We start from the raw sequence: 15,236 nt of genomic DNA, 5'->3' as shown, positions 1-15,236 counted from the left end.
ATGTCGTTCCCTTCGCACAGATGATTTGTCGCGGACGACGCAAGTCCTGCCCCCGTGGCAGGCCGTTACGCAGGAGGTGAAAGCGGCCCGCCGCGCCTTCCTGCTTCATCCCGCTGTAAATACTGACTCAAACAAGGTAAAGCATAATGTGGTTCAAGAATCTTCAGATTTACCGCCTTCCCGCACCGTGGGCATTCACCCCTGAGCAACTCGAAGCGGCGCTGGCGCCCATGAGTTTTGTTCCGGCCACCAGTAACGAATTGCTGCGCCAGGGCTGGGATTCGCCGCGCAACAACGGCATGCTGGTTCACACCGTCAACAAGCAGATGCTGATTCTGCTGGGCACCGAAAAGAAGCTGCTGCCATCGTCGGTCATCAACCAGGTGGCCAAGGCCAAGGCGGCCGAGCTGGAAGAGGCCCAGGGCTTCGCTCCGGGCAAGAAAGCCATGAAGGAACTCAAGGAGAGGGTGGCCGACGAACTGTTGCCGCGTGCCTTCAGCATCCGCAGCAATACCTTCACCTGGATCGATCCGGTCAACGGCTGGCTGGTGGTCGATGCCGCCAGCCCGGCCAAGGCGGACGAAGTCATCAAGCTGCTGTTGAAAGCGGTCGACCGCATGCCGCTGGAAAGCTTGCGCGTGCAGCGCTCGCCGGTAGCCGTGATGACGGCCTGGCTGGAAACCGACGAAGCGCCGGTGGGCTTCACGATCGACCAGGATACCGAACTGCGCGCTACCGGCGAGAGCAAGGCCGCCGTGCGTTATGTGAAGCATGCGCTGGAAGTGGACGATATCCGCCGTCACATCGCCGCCGGCAAGCAGTGCACGCGCCTGGCGATGACGTGGGACGACAAGATTTCCTTCGTGCTGACCGAGTCGCTGGCGATCAAGGGCATCAAGCCGCTGGACGTGATCAAGGAAAGCGACACCAGCACGCGCAACGATGAAGAGCGCTTCGACAACGACATGATGCTCATGACCGGCGAACTGGCCAAGATGATGAGCGAAGTGGTGGAAGCGCTGGGCGGCGAAGCGAAGGCGTAGCGGTGCGTGGATGGGCTACCTCGGCGGCTCGACCTGGCTCCGATGCCACTGGCTCATTCCATTCGCTTTTGCCGCTACATTCGAGACCGTCTTTCCTGCCATTGGCAGAAAAGACTTCCCGCGCAGGCGGGAATCCAAGGCACGCTCGCTTAGCAACGATGCTTTGGATTCCGCCTGCCCTTAGCGAATCAGCCCCTCAGTCCGCACGTCAGTGTCACAGTGGCTGGAACACCCCGGCCGCGCGGTTCTTGGTCACGTTATCCCAGGTAAAAATTTGCCCGTTCATTGCCACGTACACACCCGGCGGCAAGATTTGCGCCGCGGCGGTGGCGCAGCCGAGGTTGAACAGCCCATCCGAATTCGCAATCTCGTACGGAATCATTGCGCCAGTCAATACGATGCTCTTGCCGAGCGCGGCCGCGCCCAGCACGGCGGCCGTGTCCGGCATCGTATCTGTGCCGTGCACGATCACGATCGCCGTCTCCGGCGCCGCCTGGCAGCTGGCCAGCACGCGCGCGCGGTCGGCATCCTGCATGTCGAGCGAGTCGAGCAGGGGAAGCTGCTCCAGTGCCACCGGCACCGTCATGCGCGTGCGCGCCAGGACCGCGGGCAGATGGCTTTCCGCAAAGCCGAGCTTACCGGTCAGTTCATCATAATGTTTATCGAAGGTGCCGCCGGTGGCGATGATGCGCAAGCTCATAATGGTCTGGAATTCGTAAGAAGAAGGTGCCGTATGATAACGTGTAAGGTCGGCGATGTCGAAGCGCGCAAACCGGGCAGCGCCACTTGCCGGTGCGTTAGAATCCTTGTCTGTACTTGAGACCATTCATTTTTTTTGTCCATCAAGAAGCCATGAAAGCCCTTGCCCCAGGAACTGTTATTTTCCATCGCCATCGTGGCTATGGCGTCATCACGCACGTCAACCTGCTGACCGGCTGGATTTCCGCGCGCTTCGGCAGCGAAGCGCGCACGCTCGACCTGAACCTGTCCACCGACGACGTGCAGCACGCCGATGGCGAAGCGATCCTGTTCCGGCGCGCCCCGCCCGACCGCATGCCGCACGCGCGCCTGATGGCCATGGTGCGCGCACTGCACCAGGCCGGCTACGAAAAACTGTATCTCTACTCCTGGCCCAAGCCCTCGGGCCTGCACTGGCGCTGGCATTTGTTCACCGGCCAGCGCGACTGGATGCAGCGCCCCTGGCGCGAAGGCTGGTACGGCTCGGGCGCCGAGTACAACGTCAACCCCGTGATGGGCTGGGGCGATTTGCCGGGCGCCACCACCGATGAACTGGTGACGGCTTTGGCGCGCTTCGATCCGCAAGGCCTGGCGCAGGCGCTCGGACGCGACGAAGACCATAGCGCGTGGTTCGAGGGCGCGTGCAAACTGCTGCTGCCAGGCTATATGTACAGCCTGAACATGGAGCGCCCCGGCGCCGGCGCTTGGCAAGACGGGCCGCCCGTGCCGGTGGTACCCGTGCGCGCCAGCCTGCCGGCCTACGATGGCCCGGCATTGGGATGGCCGCCCGGCTGGGCCGGCCTGTGGACGCGCGCGCATGTCATGCCGGCGCCGCCGATCGACATCACTGGCGAGCGCAAGCTGCGCGAACCGTCGTAACAGGGCAGGGCTGACAGCGTCCCGCCCACATCACGCTTTTTGCAAGGCTTCCGGATTGAGGATATTGGACGGCGTGCCGTTCGCGAAGTTCAGCACATTGTCGAACGCGGCGCGGAAGTACAGCTCGTAACTATCCTTTTCCACATAGCCGATATGCGGCGTGGCCAGCACCGTCGGAATGCGCAGCAGGGGCGCATCCGGCGCCAGCGGCTCGCTGGTGAACACGTCGATGGCGGCATTGCCCGGCCGCCCCAGGCGCAGCGCCGCTTCCAGCGCATCTGGCGCGACCAGCTCGGCGCGGCTGGTATTGACGAACAGCGCATCCGGCTTCATGCGCGCCAGGTCGTCGGCGGTGACGATGCCGCGGGTGCCGTCCGCCAGCCGCAAATGCAGGCTGAGCACGTCGGCGCGCTCGAAGAAGGACTCGCGGCTGGCCGCCGCCTCGACACCGTCCGCCACCGCCGCCGCGCGGCTCGCTTCGCCGCCCCAGACCAGCACTTGCATGCCGAAAGCCTTGCCGTAGCCGGCGATCATGCGCCCGATTTTGCCGTAGCTCCAGATCGCCAGGGTGCGGCCCTTGAGCGTGCGTCCCAAGCCATTGAGCACCGGGTTGACCGAGGCGGTCTGCCACAGCCCTTCCTTGAGGTTGCTTGCATACGGCACGATCTTGCGGCTGGCCGCCATGATCAGGGCCCAGGTCAGTTCGGCCGGGGCCACCGGCGAGCCGACCCCTTCGGCGATGGCAATGCCGCAGGCCGTGGCCGCCGCCACATCGACGTGGCCGGCCAGCTTGCCGGTCTGCGAAATGAGCTTCAGATTGGGCAGTTTTTCCAGCAATGCCGCCGGGAACACGGTGCGTTCGCGGATCAGCACCAACGCGTCGAAAGGAGCCAGGCGGATGCCCAGCTGGCCGGCACCGCGGGCCGAACTGTTGAAAATCTTCACCTCGTGACCGTCCAAAAGTTTGAAACAGTCGAGCTGGCGCACGGCGTCCTGGTAATCGTCGAGAATAGCTATTTTCATGGGAGATGGCAGAAGTTAAATAAATCTTCGTAGGTAAATAACAGGATAGGGAATATTCGGAATAGCCTACTACTTTGCTCAACTATTATTCCTACATTTTTGAGCCTGGAGCATTTAAAACAGGTAATAGCAGGTGTACAATCGCCCCCTAAATTCGGGATTTGCCCCTGTCTTCGACCGCGTTTGTACCGCGTCCCCGACCGCCTCAAATCCCCGCACGACCGTTCCACCAACCTTGCCCTCATCAAGGTTGTCGACATGACCGCCGTATCGCCGAACCTTTCTTAGGGAATGGATTCTTGAGCGCAAGCTGAAACGCTGACGACGATCCTGCCGTGCCGGGACAAGAAAGAATTCTTATTGGCATTGGAGGTACTATGAATCAGCCCCTTATGGGTGGCGTTGCAACACTGAACGTCCCAGCTTACATCAAACATCAAAAGCTTATCAATTGGGTCAGCGAAATTGCTGCCCTGACGAAGCCGGCCCGTATTTACTGGTGTGACGGCTCGCAAGATGAGTACGATCGCCTGTGCGCCGAGATGGTGGCCGCCGGCACGATGAAAAAGCTGAACCCTGAAAAGCGTCCGAATTCCTATCTGGCATGTTCCGATCCGTCGGACGTGGCAAGGGTGGAAGACCGCACTTACATCTGCTCGGAAACCAAGGAGCAGGCCGGCCCGACCAACAACTGGATGGCCCCTGCGGAAATGCGCACCACCCTGAATGGCCTGTTCGACGGCTGCATGGCCGGGCGCACCCTGTACGTGGTGCCGTTCTCGATGGGTCCGCTCGGTTCGCCGATCGCCCACATCGGCGTCGAGCTGTCCGACTCGCCTTACGTGGCGGTCAACATGCGCATCATGACGCGCATGGGCAAGGCTGTGTACGACGTGCTGGGCACCGACGGCGAGTTCGTGCCGTGCGTGCATACTGTCGGCGCACCGCTGGCGGCCGGCCAGAAAGACGTTGCATGGCCGTGCAATGCGACCAAGTACATCGTGCACTACCCTGAAACCCGCGAAATCTGGTCCTACGGTTCCGGCTACGGCGGCAACGCGCTGCTGGGCAAGAAGTGCTTCGCCCTGCGCATCGCCTCGAACATGGGCCACCAGGAAGCCCAGGCCGGCGGCACCGGCTGGCTGGCCGAACACATGCTGATCCTCGGCGTCGAATCGCCAGAAGGCAAGAAGCACTACGTCGCGGCAGCCTTCCCGTCGGCTTGCGGCAAGACCAACTTCGCCATGCTGATTCCACCGGCGAGCTTCGGCGGCTGGAAAGTGACCACCATCGGCGACGATATCGCCTGGATCAAGCCGGGCGCCGACGGCCGCCTGTACGCGATCAATCCGGAAGCCGGCTACTTCGGCGTGGCGCCGGGCACCAACACCCGCACCAACTCGAACTGCATGGCCTCGATGAACGAGAACACCATCTTCACCAACGTCGCGCTGACCGACGATGGCGACGTCTGGTGGGAAGGCCTGACCAAGGAAGCGCCGTCGCACCTGATCGACTGGCAGGGCAAGGACTGGACCCCGGCGTCCGGCGCCAAGGCCGCGCATCCGAACGCGCGCTTCACGGTTGCCGCGACCCAGAATCCCGTGATCGACGCGGCCTGGGACGACCCGGCCGGTGTGCCGATTTCGGCCTTCATCTTCGGTGGGCGCCGTTCGACCACCGTGCCGCTGGTGACCGAAGCGCGCAACTGGGTCGAAGGCGTGTACATGGCCGCGACCATGGGGTCCGAGACCACCGCCGCCGCCGCCGGCCAGATGGGCATCGTGCGCCGCGATCCGTTCGCGATGCTGCCTTTCATCGGCTACAACATGAGCGACTACTTCCAGCACTGGCTCAACATGGGCAAGAAGATCGAAGCCCTGAACCCGGCCGCGCTGCCGAAGATCTACTGCGTGAACTGGTTCCGTACCGATGCCGACGGCAAGTTCGTCTGGCCAGGTTTTGGCGACAATATGCGCGTGCTCAAGTGGATGCTGGAACGCATCGAAGGCAAGGCGGGCGGCACCGAGAACGTGTTCGGCACCACCCCGAATTTCGGCGACCTGAACTGGGACGGCATCGACTTCACGCAGGAACAGTTCGATACCATCACCTCGATCGACAAGGACGCCTTCAACGACGAGCTCAAGCTGCACAACGAGCTGTTCGAGAAGCTGGCCTATCATCTGCCGCAAGAATTGGTGGAGACCAAGGCCGCGCTTGAAAAGCGCCTGGCTGCATAAACCGGCCACGACCGGATGGAAAAAGCGCGTCTTCGGACGCGCTTTTTTTTGTCCGCCGCCCGCCGTCGCGACGTGTTGTGCTGCGGCCTCGCGCGGCGACAAATCGGCTGGACAGGCGTAATACATAGTACAATTTACTTGCCAATAGGACTTAATATTTCCATGTAAGAAATACTGTCAATGCGGCACGCTTATTCATGCCGGGATACATCATGCGATGGATGTGGAGCTGCCTGTTATTGATAGGGACGATCTGCCCGGTCCTCCCGGCAGCAGCCCAGGAAATGCCTCTGCGCCGCTTTCAATACCAAAGCTGGAGCACCGAGGCGGGCTTGCCGCAGGTATCGGTATACGACGTCGCGCATGACGCCGACGGCTATCTGTGGGTCGCCACCGAAAACGGCTTGGCACGCTTCGATGGCACGCGCTTCACCAATTTCAACCGCGAAAACACGCCGGCCATGGCGAGCCGTTGGGTCAGCAAGCTCTACCGTGGGAAATCGCAGCGCCTGTGGATTGCCACCCGGCGCAATCTGCTGCGCTGGGAAGCGGGGCAGTTCACCGAACAAGCGATGACAGGCGCCGCGCCGGGGCGGGTGCGCGACCTGGTCGAAGACGCGGACGGCCATTTGTGGCTGGCCGGCGACGTCTTGCTGCAGGAGCGGGGCAAGAGCATGCTGCCGGTGCCCGGGTGGACGGGCGCGGCCACCGCCCTGGCCACGGAGGGGGACGCGGTCTGGATCGCCGGCGCCCATGGCGTGCTGGCGCGCCAGAGCGGCGGCCAGTTGCAGCGCTTTCAGTTTGCCCAGTTGGACGAGGCTTTTGTGGGCGCCATGGTCTGGGCGCGTGGCGCGCTGTGGCTGGCCAGCAGCAAGGGATTGTTCCGCCTGCGTGATGGCGTGCTCGAGGCGCAGCCGTTGCAGCCCGGCCCGCTGCCTCCCAAGCTGACCAGCATGGCGGTCGATGGCGCCGGCGCGCTGCTGCTGGGCAGCGACAAGGCGCTGTTCAGGGTCCGCGAAGGGGCGCCGGTCGAGCGCCTCGATGCCGGCGCGGCGGGCGGTTTTGCGGCAATTATCAGCGTGCGCACCGGCGCCGACGGCAGCGTGTGGCTGGGCAGCCAGCAGCACGGCTTGCGCCATCTGTGGCCGGACCGGGTCGATCGCCTGTCGACCGAGGAAGGCTTGCGCGATGCGCGCGTATGGAGTCTGGCGGCCCAGGCCGATGGCGTGCTGGTCGGCCACAACGGCGGCTTCGACCGCCTCGCCGGCGAACGCTTCACGCCCGTCGCCGACACCACCGCCTTGCCCGACCCGAAGGGCTATGCCGGCTTTATCGACACACGCCAGCGCCGCTGGCTGGGCACCTTCGGCGGCCTGGTGCGTATCGATGCCGACGGCGGCGGCCGGCTGGAGGTGGCCGCCCTGGCCGGCCTGCAGGTGAACGGTATCGAGGAAAGCCCCGACGGCGTGGTCTGGGTTGCCAGTTCCGGCGGCCTGTTCCGGATCGAGGACGACCAGACCATCCTCGTTGACGCGCGCTCGGGCCTGGACGAACAGATGGTGCGCTTCGTGCTGGCCGACCGGGATGCGCGCCTCTGGGTGGGTACCGAACACGGCTTGTTCCGCCAGGACGGCGCGCGCTTTGTCCGGGTCCAGGATGGCGGCCTGGGCGCTACCTTCATCACCTCGATCGCCCAGTTATCCGACGGTACGATGGCGATCGGCAGCCTGGACCAGGGCATGTTCTTTCGCATCGGCGGCGTCTGGCGTCATATCGAGCGGCGCCAGGGCTTGCCGGTCGATAGCGCCTCGATCCTGGTGCAGCACGGCGATTCGCTGCTGGTGGTCCATGCCGACGGCGTGTATCGGTTCCCGCTCAGCGAGCTGGCCAGCGCGACCTTGGCGGGAGGCCAGTTGCGCCATATCGAGATCCTGCTGCAGGATCATGGCGACCGGCTGGGGTACTCCAGGGTGCGCTGCTGTAATTACGGCGGCAATGGCAAGGCGCTGGTCCTCGGCGACACCTTGCTGCTGGCGACGCTGAACGGGGTGGCCCGCATCGACTTGCGCGAACGCAGGCAGATCGTGCCGAGAGTGACCATCCGGGCCATCCGCCTGGCCCGCGCCGGCGCCAGCCCCACCAGCGCCGGCATGGCCTTGCCTTTGGGCGTGCGCGATCTCGACATCGATTTCGGTACGATCGATTTCCGCTACGCCAGGCTGGTGCGCTACCGGTATCGCGTCTGCGGGCCCGATGCCGACTGGATCGATGCCGGTCAGCGTGCCGCGGCGATCTATACCAATCTGCCGCCGGGCACCTGGCGCTTTGAGGTGCAGGCGCGCTATCTGTCCCAGGAGTGGGGGCCGAGCGCCAGGCTCGAACTGACCGTGCCGCCTTACTTCGGCGAGACCTGGCTATTCAAGATCATGCTGCTCGGCGCCGCCGGCATGCTCATCGCGGTATGGGTAAAGCGGCGCGAGCGCCGCCTGATACGGCAAAAGGCGGCACTCAAGGCGGAAGTGGCCAAGCGTACGGCTGAACTGGCCGAGGCGAACCTGGATCTGGCGAACCACATCCAGATCCTGGCCGAAGCGAGCGTGACCGATGCCTTGACCGGGCTGCATAACCGCCGCTTCATGCAGGAGCACGTGCTGCACTTGTTTGCGGAGTTGATACGTGCGCGCGAGGACGGCTCGGTCGACGCCATCCTTGGCTTCATCCTGGTCGACATCGATTTTTTCAAGGCCGTCAACGACCGCTTCGGCCACGCCGTCGGCGACGACGTGCTGTGCGCGGTGGGCCAGGCCTTGCGCGAAGCCGCCCGCGATTCCGATTACGTGCTGCGCTGGGGCGGCGAGGAATTCCTGCTGGTGGTGACCAACAGCTCGCGCGCGGAACTGGTCAACATCGCCGAAAGGCTGCGCCTGAACGTGGCCAGGGTTACGACCGGCGGTGCCGATCCGCAGCCGGTGACGGTGTCGCTCGGCTACGTCGCCTACCCGCTCGACGGCATCGCGCTTGAGCGGCATGAATGGAGCACCGCGCTGGCGGTGGCCGACAAGGCCCTGTATGGCGCCAAGGAGTCCGGCCGCAATTGTGCCGCCACGATCGTCTTCGATGGCGCCGACGGTGCAAGCTGGGGCGACGATGAGATTCGCGCCGCACTGGAGGCCAGCCCGATGGCCGGCGCGACCTTGGTGGTGGCGCCGCGCAGCCTCGCTTGACGTGCCCGGCTGCGCGCACCGGCGCACGCTTGACGGGCCGGCGCGCTACAGCGGCCGGCTATTTATCTTATAATTTTCCCATTATCAATCCCGGAGCCGAGGCGCTCGACATCGCCGGCCCGTCGCCCGGAGTCCGCCCGCATGGCAGCACCGCCCCAGTACCTGAAACCGACTCCCGCCTGGGAAGAGCACGAAAAACCGAGCATGCCGGGTTCGGCGTCGATGCCCTGGCATCCGCCCCACATCCGCTTTGCCTACGCCTGCGTGGCCCTGCTGGTCGGCATTACCGGCGGCCTGGGCAATGCGCTGGTGTCGGCCAACCTGCCGGCCATCCAGGGTACCTTGGGCCTGACCCCGGCCGAAGCGGCCTGGCTGCCGGCGGCCTACATCATGGTCAACGTCACGTCGAACCTGATGGTGTTCAAGTTCCGCCAGCAGTTCGGCCTGCGCCTGTTCGCCGAGATCGGCCTGTCGCTGTACGCCTTCGTCACCCTGCTGCACCTGCTGGTGGGCGGCTTCGAGATGGCCATCCTGGTACGCGCCGCCAGCGGCCTGGCCGGCGCCACCACCAGCACCCTGGCCATGCTCTACATGCTGCAGGCCGCACCGAAAAAATACACCGGCAAGATGCTGGTGCTCGGGGTGGGCATCGCGCAGATCGCCACGCCGCTGGCCTGGCTGATGTCGCCGGCCCTGCTCGACATGGGCCAGTGGCACAATCTGTACCTGTTCGAGGCCGGCCTGGCGCTCTGTTCGCTGGCCGCCGTGGTGGTGCTCAAGCTGCCGCCGGGGATCCACATCAAGGTGATCGAGCCGCTCGATTTCGTCACCTTTTCCCTGATGGCGCCGGCGGTGGCGATGATCGTCGCCGTGCTGGCCCAGGGCTTCACCGGCTGGTGGTTCGACACGCCCTGGCTGGCGTATTTGCTGATCGGCGCCGTGATCCTGATGACGATGGCCCTCTTCATCGAACACCACCGCGCCAATCCGCTGATCCAGACGCGCTGGCTGATGATGGGGCCGACGATCCGCTTCATGATCGGCGCCTTCCTGATCCGCTTCCTGACGTCCGAGCAGACCTACGGCGCGGTCGGCCTGCTGCGCACCCTCGGCATGGGGCCGGACCAGATGCAGCCGCTGTTCGCCGTCATCCTGGCCGGCACCATCTGCGGCATGGTCGCCAGTTCGCTGACCTTCAGTCCCAAGACCGTGATCCCGCAAATCCTGTTGTCGATCCTGCTGTTCGGCGTGGCCGCCTGGCTCGATTATGGCCGCACCAGCCTTGACCGCCCGCACGACTTTTTCGTCAGCCAGTTCCTGGTGGCGCTGGGCGCGGGCATGTTCATGGGACCGATGATCATGATCGGCATCATGCAGGCGCTCAAATTCGGCGCCGACCACGTGGTCACCTTTGTCGTCATGCTGGCGATGACGCAAAGCCTGGGCGGCTTTACCGGCGCCGCCGCGCTCAGTACCTACCAGCTGCACCGCGAGCATGTGCACTCGACCCAGGTCAATGCCCAGCTTAATCCGGCCGACCCGGTCGTCGCCCAGCGCCTGCGCCTGCAGCAGCAGATCTACCAGGGCGTGAACACCGACCCGGCCCTGCGCGCCGCCCAGGGCGTGGCGCAACTGGCTCAGATCAGCCGGCGCGAGGCGAATGTCCTCGCGTTCAACGATGTTTTCGCCCTGAGCGGCGTGATCGCCATCCTGTTCCTCGGCTGGTCGCTGTTTATCGCCGTGCGCCTCGCGCGCCGGCAAAAGCGCGAAGCCGCAGCCTTACTCAACCAGGCGCCCGCGGGCGCCCCTGCCAGCTAAACCATGACCAATCCACTTCCCCCTTCGCGCAGCGAAGCTCCCGTCGACGAGGCCAACCCGCCGGTGCCGGGCGACTCCAGCGACACAGCCGCTCCCATCCCGCCGGCCGCCGTGCCGGTAGTACCCGAACCTCCGCCCAAGTACATCAAGCCCAAGCCGTGGACCGTGGCGCTGATGGCCGCCGTCGCCCTGGCCGGCGTCGTGCTGATCATGTGGGCCTGGCGCCTCGGCCCCTTCAACAGCACCCTGGTCCAGACCGACAATGGCTACGTGCGCGGCCAGATCACGGTGCTGGCGCCGCAGGTCAATGGCTATGTGGCCGAGGTACTGGTCAAGGACTTCCAGTTCGTCAAGGCCGGCCAGCCGCTGCTGCGCATCGACGACCGTATCTACAAGGCGCGCGTGGAACAGGCCGAGGCCCAGCGCGACGGCGCCATCGCCGCGCTGGAGAACTTCACCCAGACCCAGGCCCAGAACCGCGCCCGTGGCGGTGCCGCGCGCGCGACCCTGGTAGCGGTGCAGGCCGAGCGCAATCGCGCCGCGGCCGAACTGGGACGGGTCGAGGAGCTGGCGGCCAAGGGATCGGTATCGCTCAATGAGCGCGACCGCGTGCGCATGACGACCCAACTGGCTGGTGCCAATGTCCTCAAGGCCAAGGCCGATATCGCCATTGCCGAGGAAACCGTCAAGGCGACAACCGTCTCGCGCGGTGGCCTGGAAGCGCAGGTCAAGACCTCCGAAGCGCAGCTGGCGCTGGCGAAAATCGATTTGTCGAACACGGTCGTCAAGGCCCCGCGTGACGGCCAGGTGAGCGAAGCGTCGGTACGTCTGGGCCAGTACGTCACGGCCGGTTCGCAATTGCTGTTCCTGGTCCCCGACACCATGTGGATCGTGGCGAACTTCAAGGAAAACCAGACCTGGAAAATGCGTATCGGCCAGCGCGCCACGTTCACGGTGGACGCCTTCAATGGCGCCGCCCTGAGCGGGCATATCGAACAGATCGCGCCGGCCACCGGCTCGGAGTTTTCCGTGCTGCGCGCCGATAACGCCAGCGGCAATTTCACCAAGGTGGTCCAGCGCCTGCCGGTGCGCATCGTCATCGATCCCAACCAGGATCTGGCACGGCGCCTGCGGCCCGGCATGTCGGTGATCGTCAAGGTCGATACGGCCGGCGCGGCGGAGCAGCAGCCGTGAAGCGCCGCGTCTTCCTGGCTGCGGGCCTCGCCTGCGGCCTGACTGCCTGCATGCCGGCCCTGCGTCCCGCGCCGCCGCTGTCGACAGTGACGGTACCCGAGGCCTGGCGCGATGGACCGGCCGGGCAGGCCAACGTGGATGCGCAATGGTGGCGCGCTTTCGGCGACCCGACCCTGACAAAGCTGGTGGAAACAGCGCTCGCGCACAACACCAATGTGCTGGCCGCCGTGGCCCGGGTCGAGCAGGCGCGCGCGCTCGTTACGGTGGCCGGTTCGGCCTCCCTGCCGGCCGTCAACGCGGTGCTGGGCGGCGCCTCCGCGCGCGCGCCGGCTGGCGCGGCCCTGGTCCATTCGCGCTCGCTGCAACCGGAATTGCAGGCCAGCTGGGAACTCGACCTGTTCGGCCGCCTGCGCGACCAGTCGCGCGCCGCCTCGCTGCAGTATCAGGCCAGCCAGGCCGAACGCGATGGGGTAGCGCTATCGGTAGCGGCCAGCACCGCGCAGGCGTACGTCGGCCTGCTGGCGCTGGACGCCCAGCTGCAGATCACCAGGGCGACCGCCGCCTCGCGCGCGGAAGCGCTGCGCCTCGCGTCCGACCAGGCGCGCGTGGGCTATACCTCGCAGCTGCAACTGACGCAGGCGCAGGCCGAAAACGAAACGGTGCTGCAAGCCATTCCCGAACTGGAACTGGCCATCCGCCGCCAGGAAAACAGCCTGCGCGTGCTGGCGGGCGAACTGCCGGGCGAGGTGCTGCGCGAACGGCGCTTCCAGGACTTGCCGGTGCTGCCGGTGCCGGCCTCGATTCCGTCGGACCTGCTGGCGCGCCGGCCGGACGTGGCGCAGGGCCAGTTGCTGGTGGCCGCGAGCGACGTCAATTTGTCGGTGCGGCGTGCCGAGTTCCTGCCGCACGTGACCATCAGCGCCAAATTCGGCAGCCTGCTCACCAACGGGCGCGATTATGATCCGGTGACCTTGTGGAGCCTGGGCGGCAGCGTGCTCGCACCGGTATTCTCGGCCGGACGATTGACCGCGCAGGTCGACGCGGCCACGGCGCAGCGCGACCAGGCGGCGTTTGCCTACCGCGGCGTGGTGCTGACGGCCTTCAGTGAAGTGGAAAATGCCCTGGCCGGCGTGATCCGCCTGCAAACGCAGATGGAGCACGCGCAAAAGCGCCGCGACATCCTCGCGCGCACCCTGGATTTTGCCAAGGACCGCTACCAGGCCGGCTATGCCTCGTATCTGGAAGTGCTCGACGCGCAGCGCAATCTGTACCAGACCGAGCTCAACGCTGTGACCCTGCGCCAGAACCAGGTGAACAATATGGTGGCCTTGTACCGCGCGCTGGGCGGGGGCTGGAGCGCCGGCGCACAGTAAGCGGCTTTGCCCAGCTTGTACGGCAAGATGGTGCCGCATGATTTGCAACAACTGCCGATCACCGGCCTCGGCAGCCTACGCGCAACCGGGCATGGCGCACGCCTGATCTGGCGCAAATCCCGGGCAGGGACGGTGGCTAGAATGCCCCATGCCCGCCTATAACGACCTCGCTTACCGTTCGCTGTTCGCCCACCCGGAAATGGTGCGCGATCTGGTCACGCACTTTACGCCCTTCACATTGTTCGACAATGTGGCGCTGTCCTCGTTCGAAAGGGTCGATCCCGTGTACGTGAGCGAGCGCCTGGCCGCGCGCCAGAGCGACATGGTCTGGCGCGTGCGGATCGGCGAACATGTTCTGTACGTGTATATCCTGCTCGAATTCCAGTCCGGCGTGGACCGCTGGATGGCGCTGCGCATGCAGAGCTACGTCGGCCTGCTGTGCCAGGACTTGGTCAAGCGGCATGCCTTGTCATCGGGTTTGCTGTTGCCGCCGGTGTTGCCGGTGGTGGTGTATAACGGCGCGCCGCGCTGGAGCGCCAGCCTGGACCTGGCCGCGCTGCTCATGGAGGCACCCGCCGAACTGGCACCATTCCAGCCATCGCAGCGCTACGTGCTGGTCGACCAGCAGCGCCTGGACCGGGCGGTGCTGGAAGCGAATGCTACCCTGCTGGCGCTGCTGTTTCGGATGGAACTTTCGAGCGCTTCCGAGGTCCGAGACAATGTCTTGCCCGCGCTGCTCACCTGGTTCGACGACGCGCCCCAGGAAAGCCTGCGGCTTTCGGTCGCGCAGTGGATCAAGCATCTGGCGCAACGGCGCGGCAACCTGGAATCGTTCGCGTTTGAGAGTGTGGAAGGGGTGGCTGATATGGAACGCAAATTTGAAACCTGGGCCGAAGAGTTCGAAGATATCGGCTTTCAGAGAGGTCTCGCGCTGGCGGAAAAAGCCAGGATGGAAGGGCAGGTTACCGCACTGCGCGGCGTGCTCGGCAGCCTGTTGCACAAGCGCTTCGGCGACCTTCCGCAGACGGCAACGCAACGCATCGGCCAGGCCACGCAGGCGGAACTGGAACAGTGGTGCGAGCGCAGCCTGGACGCGTCCAGCCTGGTGGCGGTATTCGGCGGCAACCCTGCGCCCGCTTAGGCCTGCCGTCCGGCATGAACGGCCGGTATCCCGAGCGATTCCGGCAGCGTTAAAGAAGCTTGCGCTTTTCAGGAGGCGTCGCCCGATGGCGGCGCATCTTCGCGCTTGGCGCCCTGGAAACTGTCGTACACGCGGCGGTGAAAGGCATACGAGCACGTGTCGTCGCGCACGTCGTATTCGCCCACCCACTTCATCAAGAAGGGCAGCATGCTGTCCTGTTCTTCTTTTGACGCGTACTTGTGCGGCTCCCACGGCCGCTGCGCATTGTTGGCCATGCAGGCATCCGTGCCCGGATTGATGAATACCAGCTGGGTGCAGAACGGCAGCGCCGCCTCGATCAGGTCACCATAGCAGCCTTCCACCACCCAGTCGGCATGGCTGTGCACAAAGGCGTGCAGGTCGGCCAGCACTTCATAGGCCGGCCGCGCCACCGCCACCATGCCCGGTACCCAGTAGATGGTGTCGACATCGAGGTGCCGCAACTGGTGCAGCCCGGCCAGCTGGCGCGCGCGCCACGACTTGCCCGAACCCGAATTGCCCATGATGAGAACGCGCATGGA

General features: G+C 65.0%; 11 protein-coding genes. 8 read left to right on the top strand and 3 right to left on the bottom strand.

The genetic code is table 11. The annotated features are described in order from the left end of the window. Positions 1-146 precede the first annotated feature (146 nt). Positions 147-1,043, top strand: coding sequence for a recombination-associated protein RdgC (locus IV454_RS06580; protein ID WP_054265203.1), 897 nt, complete (start codon positions 147-149; stop codon positions 1,041-1,043). A gap of 214 nt (positions 1,044-1,257) precedes the next feature. Here IV454_RS06580 and IV454_RS06575 read toward each other — a convergent pair whose 3' ends face one another. Next, complete coding sequence (locus IV454_RS06575) at positions 1,258-1,743, bottom strand: asparaginase domain-containing protein (protein WP_206090814.1); 486 nt, start codon at positions 1,741-1,743, stop codon at positions 1,258-1,260. Positions 1,744-1,895: 152 nt separating this feature from the next. Between IV454_RS06575 and IV454_RS06570 the strand changes: the two genes are divergently transcribed. Beyond that, on the top strand, positions 1,896-2,660 hold the full coding sequence (locus IV454_RS06570) for an L-asparaginase (protein WP_206090813.1): 765 nt from the start codon (positions 1,896-1,898) through the stop codon (positions 2,658-2,660). 30 nt (positions 2,661-2,690) lie between these two features. Here IV454_RS06570 and IV454_RS06565 read toward each other — a convergent pair whose 3' ends face one another. Next, positions 2,691-3,683: a D-2-hydroxyacid dehydrogenase family protein gene (locus tag IV454_RS06565; RefSeq protein WP_206090812.1), complete on the bottom strand. Its 993-nt coding sequence runs from the start codon at positions 3,681-3,683 to the stop codon at positions 2,691-2,693. A 377-nt stretch (positions 3,684-4,060) separates the two neighbouring features. On the opposite strand from IV454_RS06565, the gene IV454_RS06560 reads away from it, so the two are divergent. From IV454_RS06560 to IV454_RS06535, 6 genes are all read left to right on the top strand, one after another. Next, positions 4,061-5,926 carry a phosphoenolpyruvate carboxykinase (GTP) gene (locus IV454_RS06560; protein ID WP_206090811.1) on the top strand — a complete coding sequence of 622 codons (1,866 nt, stop codon included), beginning with the start codon at positions 4,061-4,063 and terminating at the stop codon, positions 5,924-5,926. Positions 5,927-6,138: 212 nt separating this feature from the next. Beyond that, positions 6,139-9,150, top strand: a complete 3,012-nt coding sequence (locus tag IV454_RS06555; protein ID WP_206090810.1) for a ligand-binding sensor domain-containing diguanylate cyclase — start codon at positions 6,139-6,141, stop codon at positions 9,148-9,150. A gap of 141 nt (positions 9,151-9,291) precedes the next feature. Continuing rightward, a complete protein-coding gene (locus IV454_RS06550) occupies positions 9,292-10,968 on the top strand; it encodes an MFS transporter (RefSeq protein WP_206090809.1) in 1,677 nt (558 codons plus the stop codon). Positions 10,969-10,971: 3 nt separating this feature from the next. Further along, positions 10,972-12,162: an HlyD family secretion protein gene (locus tag IV454_RS06545; protein ID WP_206090808.1), complete on the top strand. Its 1,191-nt coding sequence runs from the start codon at positions 10,972-10,974 to the stop codon at positions 12,160-12,162. Continuing rightward, complete coding sequence (locus tag IV454_RS06540) at positions 12,159-13,535, top strand: efflux transporter outer membrane subunit (protein ID WP_229522097.1); 1,377 nt, start codon at positions 12,159-12,161, stop codon at positions 13,533-13,535. Before IV454_RS06545 ends, IV454_RS06540 begins: the two co-directional genes overlap by 4 nt. 148 nt (positions 13,536-13,683) lie before the next feature. Further along, positions 13,684-14,676, top strand: a complete 993-nt coding sequence (locus tag IV454_RS06535; RefSeq protein WP_206090807.1) for an Rpn family recombination-promoting nuclease/putative transposase — start codon at positions 13,684-13,686, stop codon at positions 14,674-14,676. Positions 14,677-14,744: 68 nt separating this feature from the next. Here IV454_RS06535 and IV454_RS06530 read toward each other — a convergent pair whose 3' ends face one another. Further along, complete coding sequence (locus tag IV454_RS06530) at positions 14,745-15,233, bottom strand: P-loop NTPase family protein (RefSeq protein ID WP_206090806.1); 489 nt, start codon at positions 15,231-15,233, stop codon at positions 14,745-14,747. Between the last annotated feature and the right edge of the window lie 3 nt (positions 15,234-15,236).

The organism is Massilia antarctica (genome assembly GCF_015689335.1).
GTDB lineage: Bacteria > Pseudomonadota > Gammaproteobacteria > Burkholderiales > Burkholderiaceae_D > Telluria_A > Telluria_A antarctica.
This window is presented reverse-complemented; position numbering and strand designations above follow the sequence as displayed.

Coding starts and splice junctions, on each gene's coding strand:
- IV454_RS06565 (WP_206090812.1), bottom strand. CDS start 3,683: ATGAAAATAGCTATTCTCGACGATTACCAGGACGCCGTGCGCCAGCTC.
- IV454_RS06570 (WP_206090813.1), top strand. CDS start 1,896: ATGAAAGCCCTTGCCCCAGGAACTGTTATTTTCCATCGCCATCGTGGC.
- IV454_RS06550 (WP_206090809.1), top strand. CDS start 9,292: ATGGCAGCACCGCCCCAGTACCTGAAACCGACTCCCGCCTGGGAAGAG.
- IV454_RS06575 (WP_206090814.1), bottom strand. CDS start 1,743: ATGAGCTTGCGCATCATCGCCACCGGCGGCACCTTCGATAAACATTAT.
- IV454_RS06560 (WP_206090811.1), top strand. CDS start 4,061: ATGAATCAGCCCCTTATGGGTGGCGTTGCAACACTGAACGTCCCAGCT.
- IV454_RS06535 (WP_206090807.1), top strand. CDS start 13,684: ATGCCCGCCTATAACGACCTCGCTTACCGTTCGCTGTTCGCCCACCCG.
- IV454_RS06545 (WP_206090808.1), top strand. CDS start 10,972: ATGACCAATCCACTTCCCCCTTCGCGCAGCGAAGCTCCCGTCGACGAG.
- IV454_RS06530 (WP_206090806.1), bottom strand. CDS start 15,233: ATGCGCGTTCTCATCATGGGCAATTCGGGTTCGGGCAAGTCGTGGCGC.
- IV454_RS06555 (WP_206090810.1), top strand. CDS start 6,139: ATGCGATGGATGTGGAGCTGCCTGTTATTGATAGGGACGATCTGCCCG.
- IV454_RS06580 (WP_054265203.1), top strand. CDS start 147: ATGTGGTTCAAGAATCTTCAGATTTACCGCCTTCCCGCACCGTGGGCA.